The sequence below is a fragment of the Thioclava sp. F1Mire-8 genome, from assembly GCF_002213165.1.
GTDB classification, from domain to species: Bacteria; Pseudomonadota; Alphaproteobacteria; order Rhodobacterales; family Rhodobacteraceae; genus Thioclava; species Thioclava nitratireducens.
The window spans coordinates 1,245,444-1,267,585 of sequence record NZ_NBNY01000001.1; the positions used below are offsets into that span (position 1 = coordinate 1,245,444).

The 22,142-nt window shown below is 64.9% G+C and carries 7 protein-coding genes (1 of these 7 only partly in view); all 7 read right to left on the bottom strand.

What is annotated here, in order from left to right:
• Positions 1-11,697: the 5' portion of a matrixin family metalloprotease gene (locus tag B6V75_RS05725; protein WP_146735106.1), read on the bottom strand. The gene continues 26,529 nt to the left of window position 1, outside the view; 11,697 of the gene's 38,226 nt are visible here — the first part of the coding sequence; its start codon is at positions 11,695-11,697; the stop codon falls past the left edge of the window.
• 337 nt (positions 11,698-12,034) lie between these two features.
• The gene (locus B6V75_RS05730) at positions 12,035-15,448 is read right to left on the bottom strand and encodes an error-prone DNA polymerase (protein WP_088718988.1); all 3,414 of its coding nucleotides are present in this window, start codon (positions 15,446-15,448) and stop codon (positions 12,035-12,037) included.
• Positions 15,445-16,923, bottom strand: a complete 1,479-nt coding sequence (locus B6V75_RS05735) for a DNA polymerase Y family protein (protein ID WP_088718989.1) — start codon at positions 16,921-16,923, stop codon at positions 15,445-15,447. The genes B6V75_RS05730 and B6V75_RS05735 overlap by 4 nt, the downstream gene beginning before the upstream one ends.
• 96 nt (positions 16,924-17,019) lie before the next feature.
• Positions 17,020-18,246 carry a glycosyltransferase gene (locus tag B6V75_RS05740; RefSeq protein ID WP_088718990.1) on the bottom strand — a complete coding sequence of 409 codons (1,227 nt, stop codon included), beginning with the start codon at positions 18,244-18,246 and terminating at the stop codon, positions 17,020-17,022.
• A complete protein-coding gene (locus B6V75_RS05745; RefSeq protein ID WP_088718991.1) occupies positions 18,243-19,853 on the bottom strand; it encodes an ABC transporter ATP-binding protein in 1,611 nt (536 codons plus the stop codon). Before B6V75_RS05745 ends, B6V75_RS05740 begins: the two co-directional genes overlap by 4 nt.
• A complete protein-coding gene (locus B6V75_RS05750; protein WP_088718992.1) occupies positions 19,850-20,962 on the bottom strand; it encodes an ABC transporter permease in 1,113 nt (370 codons plus the stop codon). Before B6V75_RS05750 ends, B6V75_RS05745 begins: the two co-directional genes overlap by 4 nt.
• Entirely contained in the window at positions 20,962-22,119 is a 1,158-nt protein-coding gene (locus tag B6V75_RS05755) for an ABC transporter permease subunit (protein ID WP_075776050.1), read from the bottom strand. The genes B6V75_RS05750 and B6V75_RS05755 overlap by 1 nt, the downstream gene beginning before the upstream one ends.
• Positions 22,120-22,142 lie beyond the last annotated feature (23 nt).

Below are 22,142 nucleotides of genomic sequence, written 5' to 3' on the forward strand. Positions count from 1 at the left end.
GATCACCAGCAGATCGCCGGTCTCGGCCACGCCGAAGCTGATCTCGACCGAGCCCTTCACGCGCTCCATCTGCGGGGCGACGAAGGTGATCGCGACCGGAGTGGCCGAGGTGCCGCCTTCGAGCAGCGGGAAGCCGGTCACGGTGGTCGAGAAGGCGGTGCCCGAGGTGTTGAGCCACACTTCGACCGTGCCCGAGATATTGAGTCCCGGAATGCCCAGCGCCTGAACCTCGCCCTTCGCATAGACCGCGAATTTGCGGTTGGCGGAGGTGCCGAATTCGAAGATCGCGATCGTGGTGTTCGAGATTAGCAGGCCGATATCGTCATTGGGATCGTTCGGATCGCCCGCGTCGCCGAGGAAGATCGAGATGTTGCGCCCAATCTTGCCGCTGGTCGCGCCCGCAGGCAGTTCGGCCGGGAGTATGTCGCTCAGGCTGCCTTCGATGGTGAAGTAAGGCTCGTAGCTCAGCTTCACCTCGGCCAGCGCGATCTGGTTCACATTGGCCTGACCCCGGAAGTCGAGAATGTAGGTCGCATCGCCCACGTCGACCTCTTCGTAGATGTCGGTGCGCGACGTGGTGTTGATGCGGATGATCGCGCTGGCCGAGGCAGAGAAGCCCGCCGCCGAGCCTTGCGCGCTCGCCTCGATCTGCGCGGCGACCCCGTTCTGCGACAGGGTGGCCGAGCCCGAATAGATCAGGATCACGCCCTTCGCGTCTTGGATGGTGAAGCCGTCGCCATTCGAGTCCGTATAGCCGCCCGAGACCCCGGTGAAGGCGATGGTCATGCGCTTGGTCTGGGTCGGAGCAACCCCGGTCGTCAGCTGCGAGAACATCAGCGTGCCGCTCAGGCTGATCTCGGGGGCGTTGCCCACGTCGATCGTGCCGTCATTGTCGTTATCAGTCGCGTTGAAGTCGACAGAGAAGGCGGCGTTCTCGACTTCGACCCGCAGGAACTGGCCGCGCGGCAGGTCGAGCACATTGTTGTTCCCGAAGTCGACATAGACCGCCTGAATGGAGGTGTTGATCTCGAGCGTCGCCGTCGTGCCATTGCCGATCTGATAGGCATTGGTGCCGTCGTCGAACGCGATATCGGGAAGCGTAACCGAGAAGCTGCCAGCCATGCCCTGCGGCATCAGATAGAGCAGCGCGTCGCCGGTGAATTCATAATCGCCGAATGTCAGGGTGATGTCGGTCAGCGAGATTTTCGAGTAGACCGCGCCCGTCGCGCTCGTGGTCTTTTCGAAGGACAGATCGCCGGAGAAGGCAAAGTCGGCATCGTCTGCGCTGGTGGGCGTATCGCCCGAGAGGTTTACGAGAAGCTCGATCCCCGTTCCCACCGGATCTCCATAAGCCGAGACCGAGAGGAAAGTGCCCTTGTAGCTGAGGTCGTAGAACGCCTGCAGCGGGGTCATATCTGCAAAGGCCGTGGCACCGGGGTCGAGGCCCGTCACCTCCGTAAAGTCGAAGCCCGTGAGGATCGTCTGGGCGCCCGCTCCTGCGGTGCCCGACTTGCCTTGGTTGAGCTTGAGCTCGACGCCGCTCGCACTGATCGCGACGCCCGGAATACCGGCAAGCGCCACCTCTGCTATCGAGGCATAGAGCGCGGTGTATTTCTCGCCGCCCACGACCGCGACGCCATTGGCATCGACCTGGCTCAGCATGGCGAGGCGGAAGGAGAAGTTGGTCAGGACCAGACCCTGTGCCCCCGAAGTATCGGCCATCGGCTGGACGACCGGGGTGGCGCCCGAGGTATCGACCTCGAAATACGGCCCGCCGGTGCCGACAAAGGCGCTGATGCCATTGCCAGAGATTTCGGTGGCGGCAAACTTCTGGTCCGATACCGTCCCCACGGTCAGGGTCGCGCCCTTCTGGAAGGCCACCTGCCCGGCGAGGAAGACGTAATCCTCGAAGCCCAGCACGACGAAGCCGGACGCTGCAAGGATCGCGCCATTGGCATCGAGCGTCACGGTATCGGTGTCGCTCACCTTCACGTCGAAACCGCCGCCATCGAAGCTTGCGAGGTTCAGCGCTTCCTTGGCCTGCGTGCTCAGAAGTTTGCCCTGGTTCAGCTCGACCTCGAGCCCGTAGCCCGAGAGCGTCAACCCGTCGATGCCCACCAACTCGACCGTGCCGCCCGCCTTCAGCGCCATGTACGAAGCCGCCGCCGGATCGGTCGCGGCCAGCGCCACGCCATTTGCGTCGACCGTCTTGAACATGGCGAGCGCGAGATAAGCATCGGTGATCTTCAGGCCGACCGCATCGCCCTGATCGCCGAAGGCCTTGGTCAGGTCGTAGCCGGTGCCGACGAAAATGTTCACATGCTGTGCGCCGACCGTCACCGCCTTGAGATTGCGGCTCGTGCTCGTGCCCGCGACGAGGGCGGAATAAATCTCGCTCGACTGGGTGAAGGCGAACTCGCCCTGGATGCAGACATAGGAGTCGAAGCCGATGGTCAGGGAGCCCGACACTTCCAGCGTCGCCACGGTCAGTTCGTCGAAGGTGATCGTCTCGGCGCCGACCGTGATGTCCCAGGTGCCGCCCACCCCGCCATAGGTGAAGTCGAGCGTATTGTAGGGCGTCGTTTCGTTGCCGCCGCGGTTCATGATCAGCGTGAGCGAGCCATCGACCGTGACATTGTCGACGCCGATCAACGAGGCCCCGCCCGTCGCCTTCACGACCATCCAGCTCTTGAGCGGAGTGGCTGTCGGGTTCGCCGGATCGAGCGGCATTTCCTTGACGATATGCAGGCCCATGCGCTGCAGCGAGAGCGCGACGCCCGTCGCATCGGAGGTGGCATCGACTTCGCCATTGGTGATCGTCGGCGTGCCGACCCCGGCGAAGACCACGGCATCCGAGATACCGATCGACAGCACCGAAGCCTCGAAGGAGGTGGTCGAACCGACCATGCGGGCTGCGACCTTGTCGGTCTTGGTCAGCGTGATCTGGCCCTGGATGAAGACGAAGTCCTCGATCACGATCGTCGCACCCGCGAAGAGCGAGAAGCCCGACTGGCTCATATCGAGGACCGTGTCAGTGGTGGCCGGATCGACGTCATTGCCATTCGTCGCGGCGAGCAGGTCCTGACCGGTGATGCCGGTGTCGCCATCGGTCCATTCGGTCGAGTCGAGATTGATCGACTGGCCCCAGTCGAGCACGCCGATCACGCCGATCGCATCATTGGCCTTGTTCATCTCGAGCGACAGCGTGTCGAGCGTGATGTCCACCAGATCGACCCCGGTCAGCGAGGCCGAGGCGATATCGGCCTTGAGCGCGGTGAAGGCCCGGGTGTCGGTGAGCGGATTGGCCGCCTTGATCGAGGCGAGCAGGATATCGGCGCTTTCGATGGTGATGCCGGGACCGTCCGGGATGCCGATGAAGAACTTGGCCTCGTAATCGGCCGGGGCGTCGCCACCCTCGTCCGCAGGATTAATCCTCAGGCTGATCCGGGTCAGCACCGCATCGTTCATGTCGGTCGCGATATCGAAGGTGCCATCGTGGTTCACGTCCACATCGACGATATCCTGCGACAGAGTGAACTTCGCGCCCACATCGACGAAGCCGAAGGCGTTGAGCGTCAGGTAGCCCACGACCTGCGTGCGGTCGGCGCTGGCGTCGAACGTGGCCACCTCGTCATTCGGGCCATAGGTGAACGTGACAGCGGCGGGCGGATCGTTCGCGGGATCCCCCTGCGCGGGCGTGCCGTCCAGATCGATCGAGTTCCAGTCGAAGAAGGTGGTGATACCGTTCCCGGCAGGCTTCGTTGCGTAATAGTCGAGCGAGAAGGCGTTGACCGTCAGCTCCATTCCCTCGGGCAGACCGGCGAGCGTGCCGCCCTGGATATTGCCCAGTACCGCCGTCGCCGAAGGCGTGGCGGTCACGGGCAGCGTGCTGTTCGCAGGCGGGGTCGCCTTGATGAGCGCGAGCGCGATATCGGCGGAAGCCACCGACAGGCCCACACCGCCGGGCTGGCCGACGAAGAGGTCCTGCACATGCAGGCCGATCAGCATGAGGCTCGCGTTTTCGAGACCCGCATTGGTGCTATCCAGCTCTGCCTCGATCTGGTTTCGCATCACGATGTCGAAGGTGGCCGAGCCGGTGACGAAGCCGAAGATATCCAAATCCAGACCGCCCGAGATCACCAGATCCGTGCCGTCTTCGGGCGCAACCGCGTCGACGCCCAGATCCTGAATGATCGGTGCCCAGTCGAGTTGGTCGCTATTGGTGGCGTCGCGCCCGTTCACCGTGAAGTCGAGCGAGGTCACCGTCAGGTCCAGCCCCTGCGGCAGGCCGCGCGGCGAGATCGTGTCGGCATGGGCGGACATCGCGGTCCAGCTGCGCGCGACGGCGCTCGGGTTTGCGACCAGATCGACCACCTCGGTCACCGAGATCAGGTCGAAGGCGAGCCCTTCGGCCGCGAAGCCCGTGCCCGCATTGGCGACCGCGTCGACCCGGTCGAATTCGTCATAGGTGAACTCGCCGCCCGCGCCCACGAAGACATAGGCGCCGTCGATCGAGAAGGAGAAGGCCTTGGCGCTGATCGTGCCGCCCTGCGGATCGTCGACGGTGAGATCGCGGATCACACCCGACAGGCCACCCGCCAGCAGGATCGCCCCTTCGATCTGCAATTCGACATAGGCGCCGAATTCGATGCCGAAGCCCGCATCGAGATTGGTGATGTCGGCCAGCGCGTTGATTTGATCGACGCCGGTCGCGCCCCAGTCGAGCTTGTTTCCGTCCGCATCGGCGCCGTTCATCGCGAAGTAGAGATCCTTCACCGTCGCGGTCAGCGGCAGGCCCTGCAGACCCAGTTGATCGACGCGCAGCGACAGGGCCATCCAGCTGCGGGCCACGGCGGGCGAGGTCACGGTGGCCGGGTCTTCTGACACCATCACCAGCTCGATCGAGCCGCCCTGCGCCACGAAGCCCATGCCCTGATCGGGATCGATCGTGCCATCATTCTTGAGCGCACCGTCCACACCGGCGAAGAAGTTCAGATCGCTCAGGGTGAAGATCAGAACCTTCGCCCCGGTCAGCGTGCCATCCGCATCGATGCCGGTGGCGACCGCCACATCGGCCAGCAGGCTCTTGATCGAGAAGGTGCCCGTCGCGATCACGACGCCTGCCACGTTCAGCTCCGACACCGTGCCGGTCACCGACAGGATCGCGGTCGCGTCATAGCCATCCGTGCTGTCGGTGATTGTCAGGCCCAGATCGAGGCCCTTCCAGTTCATCACCGAGTTGTTGGCCGCGTTCAGCGGGTCGGTGTAGCCGAAGTTGGCTTCGACCGCGACATCCGAGATTTTCAGCGTGAAGCCTGCGAGGCCGGTCACGCCGACGCTTTGCGAGGTCACGAGGATCGCCGACCAACTTTTGACCGTGCGGGTCTCGACCACACCTGTCGTCAGCGGGTTGTCGGCAGTCTGGGTGACCGAGGCGAACTCGATGCCCACATTGTTCGCATAGATGCCAGTACCCTCGGTCGTGCTCACATCCGTGATCTTGCCATCGGAGCGGGTGAAGACACCGCCCTGCCCCGCGAAGAAATAGCCGCCGGTCAGCGCGAAGGTCATCACCGACGCGCCCTCGACGATCAGCCCGTTCTGGTCGTCGAGCGTCTCGGTCAGGATCTGGCCCGCCATCGTGCCAGCGACGGTGACGAAGCCGTCCACGGTGAACTCGACATAGCCGCCGAAGGCGATGTTGAAGCTTGCGCCCATCTCGGTGACGTCGAACAGATCGATCGAAGCGAGGTTGCCGATCTCGGTGACACCGGTCGCGGCCCAGTCGATCCGCTCGCCATTCACCGCATCAGGGCCGTTGAAGCCGAAATAGAGGTCGAGGCCCTGCACGGTGACCGTGTTCGGCAGCCCCTGCAGACGCACCGTGGCTACGTCGAGCGCAACGGCGGTCCAGCTGCGCGGCACGGCCGGGAGGGTCACGCCTGCCGGATCTTCCTTCACCAGCACCAGTTGCAGCGAGGCGTTCTCGGCCACGAAGCCGGTGCCCTGATCGGGATCGATCGTGCCGTCGGACAGAAGCGCCCCACCGACACCCGCGAAAAGGTTCAGATCGGACAAGGTGAAGATCAGGATATTCGCACCCAGCACAGTCTCGGTCGTCATGCCCGAGGGCACTGTGATGTCGCTCGTGAAGCTCTTGATGCCGAAGGTACCCGAGGCCACGATCACGCCCGCCACGTTCAGCTCCGTCACGGTGCCGGAGACCGAGAAGCCATCATCGCGGGTCAGGCCGTCGGTGGCATCGGCGAGGCTCAGCATGTCGAACCCGGTGACTGCACCCAGCGACGCCCAGTTCAGGAAGGTGCCGTCGATGGCCGCGAAATTCCCGTCGACCGCGAGATCGGCCAGCGCGATCTGGAAGGCGTCGATGCCGCGCAGGCCAAGGCTCGCGACGGTGACGCGCAAGGCGGTCCAGCCGATGGTGACGTTCTCATCATCCCATTGCGTGGTCGCGTCGTTGTCGTTGGTCGCCGCATTATCGGTCAGCACGCCGAGGCGGGTCACCTGCGCGAATTCCAAGGCATCGCCCGCCGCCATCGAAGCATAAATGCCGGTGCCCTGATCGAGCAGACCCGTGACCTCGTTCGTGGTCGCATCACGGTCGAATGCGCCGCCCGCACCGACGAATATCTGCGCGCCGGTGATCTTGAAGCTGGTGATATCTGCGGCGGTCAGGGTGATCTCGCCGTCGTTGATATCGGCGGTCGAGATCGAGCCTTTGACCGTGCCATAGACCAGCACGAAGCCGTCGAGCGCCAGATCGAGCGTGCCGCCGAAGGCGATGCCGGTATCGGCATTGATCTGAGCGATCCCGGGGTTCTCGGTTGCGTCGACAATGGCCGACCAATCCAGCTTGGTCGCGCCGACCGAGGCCGTGTTCATGCGGAAGTAGAGCCCGGTGACCCCGAGCGCGAATTCTGTGGGCAGTCCGCGCATCCCGACGTAATCGACCGAGAGCGACAGCGCGCTCCAGCTCTTGGGCGTAGCGGTGCCGACTTGCTCTTTCACGACGATAAGCTCGAGCGTGCCGCCCGAGGCAAGGAAGCCGGTGCCCTGATCGGCAATCGCGGTGGGCGCATTCGCGTCATCGAAGGCACCGCCGACACCGGCGAAGAAATTCACATTCGTCAGGGTCAGCCGCGTGACCTGCGCATCGGTGATCGCCGCCTGGATGGTGTCGTCGATCGTCTCGGTCGAGGCTGAGAAGTTGAAGGTGGCGAGCGCTAAGACCGTCTCGGAAATCTCGACGGACAGCGTGCCGGACACGGCCAGCTGATCACCCGGGCCCAGATGGCCAAGCGCCGTGGTCACGTCGGTATCGTTCACGGTCGACCAGTCGAGGCGCGGGCCGGTCAGCGCCGTGGTCGAGTTCGAGGCCAGTGCCATGCCCGACAGCTTGATCTGAACCGCGTCGATGCCCTTGGCCTCCAGCGCGCTCAACGAGCCGATCACCCCAGTGTATTTCACCCCAGTCGTCGTGTCGGTCAGCAGGCCAAGCGCAAGATTACCACCCGCCGCATAGAGACCCGCAGCATCGCTCGCGAGGGCGAGCGTGGTCGTGCCGGTCGCCTCATCGGTGGTGGTCGACGCACCGGTGCCCGCGAAGAACTCGACATCGCTGAGCTTCACAAAGGTCAGCTTGCCCGCGGTGATATCGAGCAGATCGAGCGTCTCGGTGCTGCCCGCCTGCGCCGTCACGTCGATCGCCTTCAGCCCGAAGGTCGCGCGCAGATAGACGAAATCGCTCACCGCCAGCGTCAGCTTGCCCGAGACCGCGAGGCTTACCGTGTCGGTCACCTCTTCGAGGCCGGTCAGGCTCGACCAGTCGAGAGTGGAGAGGGTGTTATCGCTGACCGAGTTGTAGAGCACTTTCAGGCTCGCAAGGTCCAGCGTCACGCCTTCGACATTCACCAGACCGAGGCTCGCGAGGCTCGCCGACACGCCGGTATAGCTGACCGGGGTCGGGTCGGTGGTGGTCAGGATGCCGATGTAGAAATTGCCACCCATCGCCGAGAAGCCGATGGCATTCGTGGTGTCGAGCCCGCTTGCGCCGATGGTTGCGCCCGAGCCCGCGAAGAGGTCCAGATCGGTAAGCGTGATGTAGAGCAGATCGCCGGTGACGCCGCCGACCGAGGTGCCCGCGGTCTTCTCGACCGAGAAGCCGCCGGTCAGCAACACGGTGTCCGAGATGTTCAGCTCGTCGATGGTCGCGCCAATGAAGAAGCGCTCGGTATTGTCGAAGCCGTCCGTGGCGTCGGTCAGCGCAAGCGTCGTGCCCAGATCGAGCCCGTTCCAGGTCATCACCGTCGGGTTCATCCCGCCCTTGGTATCGGGCGCATTCACTTCGACCACGAAATCGCTGACTGCAAGCGTGACGCCCGGAATGCCCGCGACTTCCACCGTGCCGACATGTAGCTTGATCGCGCTCCAGGCGTTCAGAACGGCGCCGGTCGTGCCATCGACATTCTTCACCGAGGCGAATTCGAACAGCACGCCTTCCGCGCCGAAGCCGGTGCCGACCAGCTTGCTGTCGCCATCGCGGGTCAGCCCGTTGACCTTGCCGTCGATATCGGTGGTGAAGCTGCCGCCGCTGCCCGCGAAGATGTAGCCGTTCGCCAGTGCGAAGGTCATCACCTGCGCATCGGTCAGATCGGTACCAAGCGGATTATCCGCCGCGGCGATTGTCTGCTTCGTCACCGTGATCGCGATATCGCCTGCGAGCAGGACGGTGCTCTTGATCGCGAAGACCGCGCGCACATCGATCGTGAAGCCCGAGAAGGTGCTGTCGAAGCTGAAGCTCGGCCCACCGACCTGCGTCCAGTCGAACGCCATGCTGGCATAGGTCACGTCGAGCGCATCGACGGTCGCGGTCACGTTGCTGATCCCGTGCAGCGTCGCCGAGGTCGAGAGTTCCAGCGCGGTGACCTTCTGGCCTAGGTTCGCCCCAGCCGAGGTCACGGTGAACATGGCCAGGGTGAGATTGAGCGTCGGGATTTCGAAGCCGGTGGCATTGGTCAGGTCGTAGCTGCCGCCCGAGACTTCGGCGCCGACGCCCGCGAAGAGGCGCCCGCCGATGATCGAGAGGGTGAAGTAATCGCCATCCTCAGATGCACCATTGAAGGTCACGCCGGTCTTGGCGGAGCTTTCCAGGGCGAAGGTGCCGCTGACATAGACCGCGTCCTTCACGATCAGCGTCGCGGTGGCTTCGACCTTGGTGAGCGCACCGTTCAGCGTCAGCCCGGCATCGCTCAGGGCGCCTTGATCCCAATTCAGCGGGGTAGCGACGCCCGACGCGGTGTTCACTTGCACCGCGACATTGCTCACCTCGGCGGTCAGCCCGGTAATGCCGACCGGGGTCGCGTTGGCAAAGGAGAAGTCGATGCCGGTATAGGTGGTGCCGCCCGCGCTCAGCACCGCGAAGGTGCCGGTGAAGCCAGTGACCGAGAAACCGAAGGCGTTGGTGGTGTCGACGGTGACCGGGCCGCTCGTGTCGAAGACCGCGCCGGTGCCCGCGAAGAATTTGACCGCGTCGAAGCCGAAGACCATCAGATCGCCGATCGTGTCGGTCGCGCCGGTCAGGCCGCTGACGATCGTCTTCGTAAAGCTGAAGCCGCCCGCGATCAGAACCTCGCCGCCGATGGCGAGCGTCACGTTGCCCGACACTTTCGCGAGCGGCGCGGTCGCGCCCGTCGCTACGCTGTCGATCTCGGAAACGACGAGCTCGGCGCTCAGCGCATCGTTGGGGTCGGTCAGTTGCGAGGTCACCAGTTCCAGCGTGCCGTTCGAGAGCGTGGCGGTCACGCCGTCGACATTCACCAGACCCAGCGCATCGACCGCGCCATTGGCGATCACCCACTGGCGGCCCGTCGCGGTCTCGCGGATCATCTTGACCGAGAAGCTGAGGTTGTCGACCGCGAAGCCGACCGAGCTGTTGGGCTGGCCGAGGGTGAAGTAGCCGTTCGCACCGCTGCCCGCGAAGAACGAGCCGCTGGTGAGCGCGATGGTGGTGACCTCGAGACCGCCGGTGACGGCGGTCGTCGTGCCGGTGCCCACTTCGTAGAGCACACCGTCGAGTCCAGTATTGGTGGTATAGCCAATCGGCGCGCCGACGCCGTCACTGGTCGCGAGGCTCACGAAATCGCCGACCGAGATTTCCATCAGCCCGGCATTGCCCGCGAAGCCTGCAGTGACGAAGCCCGGCCCGTCGATCGCGAAGGCATCGGCATCGGTGCCACCCTCGAGACGCTCGACCCCAGTGAAGGTGATTGTGAGGCCGTTCCAGCTCAGCGACCCTTCGTTGGTGCCGGTGATCGTCCAGACCGTCGCGGCATCCGGCCCCTCGATCGTGTCGCTGAGGCCGGCCCCTGCCGCGATCGAGGTGATCGGGGCGCCGGACGTGCCATAGGTCGTGCCGTTGACGGTGACGGTGCCGTCGAGGTTCACGGTGTAGGTCAGGTTGCTGTCGGCGGTGCCGTCGAGCGCGCCACCCGCTTCCGAGATCGCGCCGGCGACCGGAGCGCCGAGGCTCGGGGCCGCGTCGGGAAGACCGATGCGCTCGCCGGTGCCGAGCGTCGCGCTCATCACCGCAGCGTCCGCATCATGGTCTAGGCCGAGTGCGTGGCCGATCTCGTGAAGCAGAACCGTGTAGAGGTCGACGCCCTCGGAGGTCGCACCGTCCGTCGCCACCAGACGGTCGCCTGCGAGCAGATCGAATTCGGAGCTGTCGGCGGGCGTCGCGTCGATGAACCAACCGGCCCCGGCAGCGTCGGCGTCGATCTCGATCAGCGTGCCGGTGATACGGGCGAGTGCGCCGTCCTCGAGATCGGTGATGGTAAAGGTGAGTTGCGACAGGATCGCCGCGTCGGTGCGGCTGGCCCACTGAGCGAGGGCTTCCTGGAAGATCGGGGCGACCTGAGCCTCGGTGATATCCGCAGCGCCGGTATCGGTGCTGTCCGCGGTGGCGTCGAGAAGCAGATATTGCGGCTCTGCGCCCTCGTCAGCCGGGCTATCCCCGTGATTTTCGCTGGTATCGTCGGAGCCAGCAGTGACAGACCCGGCGTCCGGATTGTCAGTATTTTCGTTATTTTCCAGTGTATTAGAGGTCGCAGCAGGGGGGCCGGTCGCCTCGTGACCCGTCAGGTCCGCCACGGAACTGCCAATCGGGTCCTGCCCTGCATGGGGCATATCTTCCAGCCACGACAGCGCCGATTCCAGCAGCTGCTGCACCTGAACGGCAGTCAGGAAACCGCCGGAATGAAGCTGGTCCGCTGCCGTTTCCAGCAGCGCTGCAGCCTGTTCGCGTGCCGGTTCGGCGACCGCTTCGAGCGGTGCCACTTCCGGCTCATGCGCCCAATCCTCGGGCCAGGCCACATCGCTTTGCGGGCCTTCCTCGGGATCGTGATCGGCTGCCAATTCGTCCTGCTGATGCAGGTCATCGACGGTCTGAACTAGGGCGGAAAGCCCTTCGATCGGGTCGATTTGATGTGCGGTCGCCGCAACGCGGGCCAATTCGCCGAACACCGGGTCCGCCGAGAGCAAAAGCCGCGGCTCGAGGGCCTCGATGCGGTAATTTTCTTCGCGGTGAAGGGTGTTATCGGCTTCGTGGAGCGCGCCTTCATTGGCCAGACCGACGTCATCCTGCACGTCGGAGCGGGTCCGACGCAGGAATTTGGTCACACTGGTCAAGCCGAACAAAGACAAGACGCGCCTGAAGCTCACCGGTTTCGGCAAGCTCCCTCCCAAAGTTGCGATATGAACGCGGTTCCGCCTTCTGACGAAATTTTGTTCTCTTTTAGGCTGAACCTACGCAGAAATATTGCAACGGAAATAGTATCCACAGGACGCGAAAGCCGATCATTTTGAAATATCTTCAAATGCTTACGCGCATTACCCCGCGTCAACAATCAAACTTATCCACAAGACTTTCCTGACGTAGCGGGAACAATTGCGTTCAAAGCGAGGCGAATCGCCGCAGCGGAAAATGTGTCGCGCGGCGGCCGATAGAGACCAGATTTCAGTGAAAATCCCGGCTCGGGAAAAGTCGTTTCGCCTGCTCTCGCGGATGACGTGCGGTGGTCTGCGGACGGGGTCTGGGGGCGTCATCCGCTTGGGGTGCGGTGAGGCCCAGAACGTCGTCGAGCGGGTGCCCCAGATCGGCCAGTCGCGGGGAGAGATCCTCGATCTTTTCGGCGATCAGATGGACCACGGCCCCCTCCCGTTCGAGCCGCCCCGAGACCCGCAGAAGACGCCCGCCCATCACCGCCCGGCGGAACCGTTCGTAGAGCTTCGGCCAGACCACGACATTGCTCACGCCAGTCTCGTCTTCCAGCGTGATGAAGATCACGCCGGAAGCCGTTCCGGGGCGCTGGCGGGTGATCACGAGGCCGCAAACCGTGACCCGCTTTTGCGGCGTGCCGATCAATTCGCAATGCGGCGTGAGGCCGGGAATGGCGGGGCGCAGCAGCTCCATCGGATGGGCGCGGAGGCTCAATCTGAGGGCCACGTAATCCTCCACGACCTCCTCTCCCAGATGCATCGCGGGCAGCTCCACGGCCGGTTCGCGTCCTCCTTCCCCGTCCATCGGATCTGCGAAAAGCGGCAGCGGCGCGGGGGCCCGGATCGCCTTCACGGCCCAAAGCGCATCGCGCCGCGTGAGGCCGATTCCCGCAAATCCATCGGCCTCGGCGAGCCGTTCGAGCACATGTGGAGGCGTGCCCGCGCGCAGCCACAGGCTCTCCGGATCGGGGTAGCCATTGCCCCTGGCTGCGACGATCCAGCCCGCATCCTCCTCGCGAAATCCCTTGATCTGACGAAAGCCCAGACGCAGCGCCAGGGCCCCGTCCGCGCGGCGTTCCAGCGAGCTGTCCCAGCCCGAATGGTTCACGCAAACGGGCCGCACCTCGATCCCATGTTCGCGCGCATCGCGCACGATCTGGGCAGGCGCATAAAAGCCCATCGGCTGCGAGTTCAGCAGCGCGCAGGCGAAGATTGCGGGGTGGTGGCACTTCAGCCAGGAGGAGACATAGGTGAGATGCGCGAAGGCCGCCGCGTGGCTCTCGGGGAAGCCGTATTCGCCGAACCCCTCGATCTGGGAAAAGCAGCGATCGGCAAAATCGGGCGTGTAGCCGCGCGCCAGCATCCCCTCCACGAACCGGTCGCGAAAGGTACCGATCGTGCCCATCTTGCGGAAGGTCGCGAGCGAGCGCCGCAGGCGGTCGGCCTCTTCGGGCGTGAAGCCCGCAGCGACCACCGCGATCTGCATCGCCTGTTCCTGAAACAGCGGCACGCCGAGGGTTTTGCCCAAGACGCCTTCCAGCTCCTTCGAGGGAAAATCGACCTTTTCGCGGCCCTGACGGCGGTTGATATAGGGGTGGACCATGCCGCCCTGAATGGGGCCAGGACGGACGATGGCGACCTCGATCACGAGGTCATAGAACGTCTGCGGGCGCATCCTCGGCAGAAAGTTCATCTGCGCCCGGCTCTCCACCTGAAACACCCCCACCGCATCTGCGCGGCACAGCATCTCATAGGTCGGCGCGTCCTCCTGCGGGACGGTGGCGAGCGACATATCGAGCTTCTCGTGCCCCGCCAGCAGCTCGAAGCTCTTGCGGATACAGGTGAGCATCCCGAGGCTGAGAATATCGACCTTCAGGATGCCCAGCGTGTCGATGTCATCCTTGTCCCATTCGATGCAGGTACGCCCCTCCATCGCGGCATTCTCGATCGGACAAAGCGCGTCGAGGCGGCCTTTCGTGATGACGAAGCCACCGACATGCTGGCTGAGATGGCGCGGAAACCCGATGATCTCGCCGATCAGCTTCAGCGTCTGCGACAGCCGCCGATCGGTGGGGTCGAGGCCCAGCTCACCCATCCGCGCGTGGTCCGGCCCCTTGCCCGAAATCCCCCAGATCTGGCCTGCGAGGCTCGCCGTGACATCGGCGCTCAGCCCCATCACCTTGCCCACTTCGCGGATCGCGGCGCGGGTGCGGAAATGGATCACGGTCGCGCACAGTCCCGCGCGGTCGCGGCCGTAGCGTTCGTAGATCCACTGGATGACTTCCTCGCGGCGCTCATGCTCGAAATCGACGTCGATATCGGGCGGCTCACCGCGATATTTCGAGATGAACCGCTCGAAGACCATGCCGATCTGGTCGGGGCTGACATCGGTGATCCCGAGCGCCCAGCAGATGATCGAATTGGCCGCCGAGCCGCGCCCCTGACACAGGATGCCCCGGCTGCGGGCGAAGCTCACGATGTCATAGACGGTGAGGAAATAGGCGGCGAAGCCCAGTTCGGAGACGAGGCGGAGTTCCTTCTCCAGCAGGCCTGCGTGCCGTTCCGAGATGCCCCCCGGAGAGCGCCGGGCCAACCCCTCGCGGGCGAGCCGGTCGAGCCGGTCCTGCGCGGGCTCGTTCTGCGCCACCTCGTCCGGATATTCGTAGCTGAGTTCGTCGAGATCGAAGCCGCAGCGCGCCGCGATCTCGCAACTGCGACGCAGGGCTGCGGGGTGGCGGCGATAAAGCCGCGCCATGTCCTCGGCCCCTTTCAGGCGGCGTTCCGCATTGGGCAGCGCGCGGGTACCAAGCGCGTCGATGGTGCAGCCCTCGCGCAGGCAGGTCAGCACATCGGCCAGCTGCCGGCGCGACCCACGATGCATCAGCACGTCGCCAGTCGCCACCATCGGCGTCGAGGCCCTCAGCGCGAGCGCTGCGCAAGCGTCGAACCAGCGCTGATCCGAGCCGTCATAACGCGGCGGCGCGCCAAGGAAGACCTGCCCCGGATAGCGCCGCCGCATCTCTTGTAGCGGGCGGTAGGCACGGGCCAGATCGGCGGGCGGCAGGGCGATCAGGATCATCCCCGCGCAGCCCTCCAGCAGATCCGCGCGGGTCAGGTGACACTCCCCCTTCCCCGCCCGGCGCTTGCCGCGGGTAAGAAGCTGGCTCAACCGGTGATAGGCCGCGCGGTCGGTAGGCAGCGCCACCCATTCGACCGGGCAATCGCTCAGCACCAGCCGCGCGCCGACGATCAGCTTCGGCAGTTTTGCGGTTGTCGGCCGGGCCAGATCCTGTGGCGAGCCGATGGGCTGGCGAGAGCTTTCGTCGCGCTGCAGTTCCGAGCGGATACGCAGCGCCTCACCGATCTCGCGCTTGAGTTCCTTGAGCGCCGAAAACGCCCGAACCACGCCCGCGAGCGAGTTGCGGTCGGTGATCGCGATGGCCTCCAGCCCCAGTTCGGCGGCGCGCACCATCAGCTCCTCGGGATGCGAGGCCCCGGTGAGGAAGGTGAAGTTGGAGGTGGTGCAAAGCTCGGCATAGGCGAGCGGAATGGCGGGCGTGTTGGCGGTGGTCACGACCGCCGAGGGGGCGCTGCCCCCGCGCCCGTCGGGCGCCCCCCGGGATATTTCGACCAAGGCGAAGGGAGCGGTCATGCGAAGACCCCCTCGACATACCAGCCGGGATCCTGCGGCGTGTGGAACATCCAGAGCCGCAGCCCCTGCCCGGTCTCGACGCGCCAATAGTCGCGCATCCCGCGCCGCCAGTTCGGATCGTCGAACCACCATTCCGGGGTCAGCCGTTCCGGCCCCTCGATGCGTTCCGCGCTGAGCGACTGGCGGCGCCAGCGGAAGCGGCGCGGCGGATCGGGGGCGTCGGACATGAGCGGCTCCGGCGGGAACAGCCGCAGCGGGCGAGGGTGCGGCTGATGCCAGTTGCCCTCGGGGTCGGTGAAGGCGGCAGGCGCAATCAGGAAGCTGCGCTCGGGGATATGGCTGTCGGCGGGCAGGTAGCGCTGGACGTTCTCCAGCCCGATGCGCAGCCCGATCCGGGTGATCAGATCGCCCAGCCTGTCGCGCCGCTCGGTGGCGATGGTGCCGATCTGGCGGGCGGGGAGCGCCTCGACCTGCGTGGCCGCGAGGCGCATCTGGTCGATCCCGAAGCCCGCGTCGATATCCTCGATGCCGCGCGCGAAGAGGGCCGCGATCCGGCTAGGGTCGCTGAGCGGGGTGGCCAAGCGCAGCTCGACCTCCTGGCTGGCCTGATCGACGCGGCGCAGGGTAAGGCAGAGCACCCGTGCGCCAACTTCGTTTTCCTTGAGTTTGGCGCAGAGCCGATCGAGCAGTCGTTCGATCCCCGCCATCACATCGGCCTGCTGGCCGATCGGTTCGGGCAGGGTCAGGCGGGTCCCGTAATGGGGCGGATCGGCCACGGGCGAGACCTGTTCGGGCAGATCGCCCAAGGCCTGATCGAGCCGCGCCATCAGCCCCGCGCCAAAACGGCGCACGAGCGGCGCGCGCGGCGTGCGGGTCAGATCGCCGATCTCGCGCAGTCCCAGCCGCTGCAACCCTGTCACCGTCTCATGCGGCAGGCGCAGCGCGGCCACCGGCAGCTTGCCCAGAGCCGAGAGCCGCGCGCCGGGTGCGGCCCGACCGGGCGCGAAATGCGCCAGCGCCCAAGCCGCGCCGCGGGTGTCGGCAAGGCCAAGCCGCGCGGTGATCCGGGCGCGCTCCAGCCGGGCGATCATCTCGGCCATCATCGGCTCTTCACCGCCCCAAAGGTGATCCGAGCCGGTGATGTCGAGCACCAGACCGTCCTCGCCATCCAAGCCCACCCAAGGGCAATAGCGCGTGGCCCAGCGGCGCAGCGTCTCGAGGAATTGCGCCTCGCGGGCGGGATCGGCAGGCGCGGTCTGCAGCGTGGGGCAGAAGGCGCGGGCTTCGGACAGCGCCATGCCGCGCGCCAGCCCCTGCCCCTCGGCCGCGGCGTTCAGGCAGTGCAGCCGGTCGGTATTGCCCTCGCGCAGGACCAGCGCGAAGGGCCCCTCGATGGGCCGTGCCCGAAGAACCCGGTCGCTCGCCAGCCGGGGAAACCAGAGGGTGAGAATACGCCGTGTGCGCCCGTCGAGCATGTCGCTGAGCCTAGAGTTCGAGTCATTTGTTCGCGCTTTGTTCTTTTTATGTCTCGCGGGATGCGGAGTCGAGTCCGTCTGGTGTCGGCATCGCGATCAGGCGGTGGCGATCGCGCCCTCGACGAAGGCGATCAGGCGCGGCAGGCAATGGGTGCGCAGATCGTAACGCTCGCACATATGGGTGCGGGCGGCCTCTCGCATCGGGGCGAATGTCTGCGGGGTCGCCAGCCCTTCGGTCAGTGCCCTCGACCAACCGGGGATATCGAAGAAATCCACCAGCCGCCCGGTCTGCCCATCGGTGATCACCTCGCGCACCGGCGCGGTATCCGAGGCCACGATGGCGCAACCCGCGGCCATCGATTCCATCAGCGACCAGCTGAGCACGAAGGGATAGGTCAGATAGGCATGGGTGCGGCTGACATGGAGCATGTCGACGTAATCGCCGTAAGGGATGCGACCCAGAAAATGCACGCGGTTCATATCCAGCCGGTCGCGCACCTCGCCCAGGAATTTCTGTTTCCAGCTTTTGGCATCCTTCGGCGGGCCGCCATAGCTTTGCCCCTCCTCGCCCACGATCAGCACATGCGCCTCGGGCCGCGCCGCAAGCACATCGGGCAGCGCGCGCATGAAGGAGTGATAGCCGCGATAGGGCTCGAGCGAGCGGTTCACGAAGGTCAGAACCTCGTCGCCGGGGCGGAAGGTGAGCGTGGTTTCCGGCACGGTGAAACGCGCCTGCGGGTTCGGCGCGAGCCGGGCGCAGTCCACCCCGTCATGGCAGATGGTGAGCTTGGCGCGCAGCTCCGGCGGGAAGGTCTCGGCCTGAAACTCGGTCGGGGCAAGCCCCGCATCGGCCTGTACCATCGACTGGACCAGATGGGCCGAGCGCGCGGTGGTGGAGATCCGGGTCTCGAGGCCGGGCTTCTGGAATTCCGCGTCGAAATCGGTGTCCATCCCGGTCGTGCGATACATCAGCTCGGCATAGACCAGCAGTTTCGCCTCGGGCCAGACCTCGCGCAGGAACAGCGTCTCGCCCCAGCCGGAATGGCCGAAGATCACGTCCGGCACATAGCCGTGCCTGTCGCGCAGCTGCCGGGCGGCCAGCGCGACCTTTGCCCCGCGCGCGGCGCTTTCGGCGTAAAGGCGCGTGAGCCGCGAGGACATCTCGACCGGCTCGGGCTTGCGGTATTTCACCACCTTCACCGGCGAGGGGCGCTGGTTCGTCTCGACCGTCAGAGCCAGAACGTCATGCCCGCGCGCGGCCAGAGCCGGTGCCAGATGTACGAACTGGCCCGGGAAGTTCTGGTGAACGAAGAGGATCTTCATGCAATCTCGGGGGCCAGCGAACTCTCCCCCAAAGCGGCCACCATCAGCTGGCGCGTATAGGCGGTCTGCGGATTGGCGAAGACCTCCGCCGCGTTGCCCGCCTCGACGACGTCGCCGCGCTTCATCACCATGATCTTGTGGCTGAGCGCGCGCACCACTCGCAGGTCGTGACTGATGAACAGATAGGCAAGCCCGTGGCGTTTCTGCAGGTCGCGCAGCAGGTCCACGATCTGCACCTGCACCGTCATGTCGAGCGCGGAGGTCGGCTCGTCCAGCACCACCACCTTGGGGCGCAGGATCATCGCGCGGGCGATGGCGATCCGCTGGCGCTGCCCGCCCGAGAATTCATGCGGGTAGCGCTCCATCATCGATGGATCGAGCCCGGTTTCCTCCATGATCTCGGCGACCATCTCGCGGCGGTTGCGGCCCGGCTCGACGCCGTGGACGGTCAGACCTTCGCCGATGATCTGCTCTACCGTCATACGCGGCGAGAGCGAGCCGAAGGGATCCTGGAACACGATCTGCATGTCGCGGCGCAGCGCGCGCAGCTTGTTCGCCTGCCAGCTGGAGATATCTTGGTTCTCGTAGATGATCGGCCCTTCGGAGGGAATGAGCCGCATGATCGCGAGCGCGAGCGTGGTCTTGCCCGAGCCGGATTCGCCCACGATGCCCAGCGTCTCCCCTGCCCTCACCGAAAGCGAGGCGTCGTTGACCGCCTTCACGTGACCGATGGTCTTGCGCAGCAAACCGCGCTGGATCGGGAACCAGATTTTCAGATGCTCGGTCCGCACCAGTTCGGGCGCGTTCTCGGGCACCGGTTCGGCGCGGCCGGTGGGTTCGGCCTCCAGCAGTTTCTTCGTATAGGGGTGCTTGGGATTGGCGAAGATGTCTTCGGTCTTCCCCTGCTCCACGATCTCGCCATGCTGCATGACGCAGACCCGGTCCGCGATGCGGCGCACCACACCGAGGTCGTGGCTGATGAACAGAAGGCTCATCCCCATGTCGCGTTTCAGGTCGGCCAGCAGTTCGAGGATCTGCGCCTGAATCGTCACGTCGAGCGCGGTCGTGGGTTCGTCAGCGATCAGCAGGTCCGGCCCATTGGCGAGCGCCATCGCGATCATCACGCGCTGGCGCTGCCCGCCCGAAAGCTGGTGCGGATAGTCCTGCAGCCGGTCCGCCGGGTTCTGGATGCCGACCTTGTCGAGCAGGTCGATGATACGTTTCTTGGCCTGCTCGCCGGTCACGCCCTGGTGTAGCGCGAGGCTTTCGCCGATCTGCTTTTCCAGCGTGTGCAGCGGATTGAGCGAGGTCATCGGCTCCTGAAAGATGAAGCTGATATCGTTGCCGCGCACCCGCATCAGTTCACGTTCCGAGGCGCCGACCATCTCGCGACCCTCGTAGCGGATCGAGCCTTCGACCTTGGAATTGCCGCCGACCAGCGCCACGGTCGAGAGCGCGGTCACGGATTTGCCCGAGCCGGACTCGCCCACCAGCGCGACGGTCTCGCCCGCGTTCACGGTGAAGCTCACGCCTTTCACGGCCGGGGTGAATTTGCCCTCGGAGCTGAAGGCGACCTTCAGGTTTTCGACCTCGAGAACCGGTTTCATCGGAACACCTTTCTGGGATCGAACGCGTCACGGATGCCCTCGAAGACGAAGACCAGAAGCGAGAGCATGATGGCGAAGGTGAAGAAGGCCGAGAAGGCCAGCCACGGCGCTTGCAGGTGCTGCTTGCCTTGGAGCGCAAGCTCCCCAAGCGACGGCGCAGAGGACGGCAGGCCGTAACCCAGATAGTCGAGCGAGGCGAGCGCACCGATCGCGCCGGTGATGACGAAGGGCAGCATGGTCAGCGTGGCCACCATCGCATTGGGCAGGATGTGGCGGAACATGATCACCCGGTCCGACACGCCGAGCGCCCGAGCAGCGCGGACATATTCGAAATTGCGCGCGCGCAGGAACTCGGCCCGGACGACGCCGACCAGCGCGGGCCAGCCGAAGAGGATCGAGACCATGACAAGGAGCCAGAAACTTCGGCCCAGGATCGCGAAGAGGATGATGATGACGTAGAGCGCGGGCGTGGAGGACCAGATCTCCAGAATACGCTGGAAGAACAGGTCCACCTTGCCACCGAAATAGCCCTGCACGGCGCCTGCAGCGATCCCGATGATCGAGCCGATCCCGGTCACGATCAGCGCGAACAGCACCGAGGTGCGGAAGCCGTAGATCACCCGCGCCAGCACGTCGCGCGCGGTGTCATCCGTGCCCAGCCAGTGATCGGCATCGGGGGCCGAGGGCGCGGTGCCCACATCGTTGATCGTGTTGTAGCTGTAGGGGATCGGCGGCCACAGGAGCCAGCCCTTCTCGATCTTCTCACCATCGACCTTGCCCGTCTTCAGCGCCTCGTTGGCGAAAGCCTTCGGGTCGTCCGCGTCGAAGCAACCCTCGGTGCCGCCGGTCTCGATCAGGCATTGCACGGTCGGGTCGCGATAGATCGCCTCGGTGCGGAAATCGCCGCCGAAGGCGGTCTCGGGGTAGAAGTTGTAGATCGGGAAATACAGCTCGCCGCGGTAGCTGACCACAATGGGTTTGTCGTTCGCGATGAACTCCGCGAAGATCGAGGCCACGAACAGGATCGCGAAGATGATCGCCGACCAGAAGGCGCGGCGATTGGCCTTGAAGTTGCGCCAGCGGCGTTGGTTGAGAGGAGACAATGCCATCAGCCGGACCTCTTCTCGAAATCGATCCGCGGGTCAACGAACACATACATCATGTCGGAGATGATGTTCACGACGAGCGAGATCAGCCCGAACATGTAGAGCGTGCCGAAGATTACCGGGTAGTCGCGCTCCACTGCCGCCTGGAAGCCCAGCAGCCCAAGACCGTCGAGCGAGAAGATCGTCTCCACGATGATCGAGGCACCGAAGAAGATGCCGAGGAACTGCGCCGGGAAGCCCGCGATCACGATCAGCATCGCGTTGCGAAAGACGTGCCCGTAAAGCACCTTCTTCTCGGCCAAGCCCTTGGCGCGGGCAGTCATCACATATTGCTTGTTGATCTCGTCGAGGAAGGAGTTCTTCGTCAGCAGCGTCATGGTCGCGAAGCTCGCGATCGTCGTCGCCGTCACCGGCAGCGCGATGTGCCACAGGTAATCGAGCGCCTTGCCGATCATCGAGAGCTGGTCGAAATTGTCCGATGTCAGACCACGCAGCGGGAATATCTTGAAATAGCTGCCACCCGCGAACAGCACCATCAGCATCACCGCGAACAGGAACCCCGGGATCGCGTAGCCCACGATGATCGCACCGGAGGTCCAGGTATCGAACGGGGTGCCATCGCGCACCGCTTTGCGGATGCCCAGCGGGATCGAAATGATATAGGCGAGGATCGTCGACCACAGGCCCAGCGTGATCGAGACCGGCATCTTGTCGATCACGAGGTTCACGACGCTCTCGTTGCGGAAGAAACTGTTGCCGAAATCGAAGGTCAGGTAGCCCTTCATCATGATCGCGAAGCGCTGCCAGGCCGGGATCTTCTCCTTGTGGCAGGCCGGGTCCGCCAGATCGGGCGTGCCGGTGAACCCGTCATCGCAGACGATCCGCGCGAAGCCCATCTGCACTTCGAGCTGATTGAGCAGCTCCGGAGAGATGCCGCGCGCCCCCTGATAGCCGCTATCCTCGACGCCGCCCTGGTTCTGCGTGCCCGCATCCCCACCGCCCGAGATGTTGCGCATCGAATCCGCCTCGCCCTGAACGCGGGCAATGACCTGTTCGATCGGCCCGCCGGGGACGAATTGCGTCAGCGTGAAGTTGATGATCATGATTCCCAACAAGGTGGGGATCACCATCAGCAATCGCCGCAGGATATAGGCGCCCATGACCGGCCCTCTGCTCGTTTATC

What these genes read in the sequence shown, in the direction of transcription:
- B6V75_RS05730 (WP_088718988.1), bottom strand. Translation starts at nt 15,448, where the DNA reads ATGACCGCTCCCTTCGCCTTGGTCGAAATATCCCGGGGGGCGCCCGAC.
- B6V75_RS05735 (WP_088718989.1), bottom strand. Translation starts at nt 16,923, where the DNA reads ATGCTCGACGGGCGCACACGGCGTATTCTCACCCTCTGGTTTCCCCGG.
- B6V75_RS05740 (WP_088718990.1), bottom strand. Translation starts at nt 18,246, where the DNA reads ATGAAGATCCTCTTCGTTCACCAGAACTTCCCGGGCCAGTTCGTACAT.
- B6V75_RS05745 (WP_088718991.1), bottom strand. Translation starts at nt 19,853, where the DNA reads ATGAAACCGGTTCTCGAGGTCGAAAACCTGAAGGTCGCCTTCAGCTCC.
- B6V75_RS05750 (WP_088718992.1), bottom strand. Translation starts at nt 20,962, where the DNA reads ATGGCATTGTCTCCTCTCAACCAACGCCGCTGGCGCAACTTCAAGGCC.
- B6V75_RS05755 (WP_075776050.1), bottom strand. Translation starts at nt 22,119, where the DNA reads ATGGGCGCCTATATCCTGCGGCGATTGCTGATGGTGATCCCCACCTTG.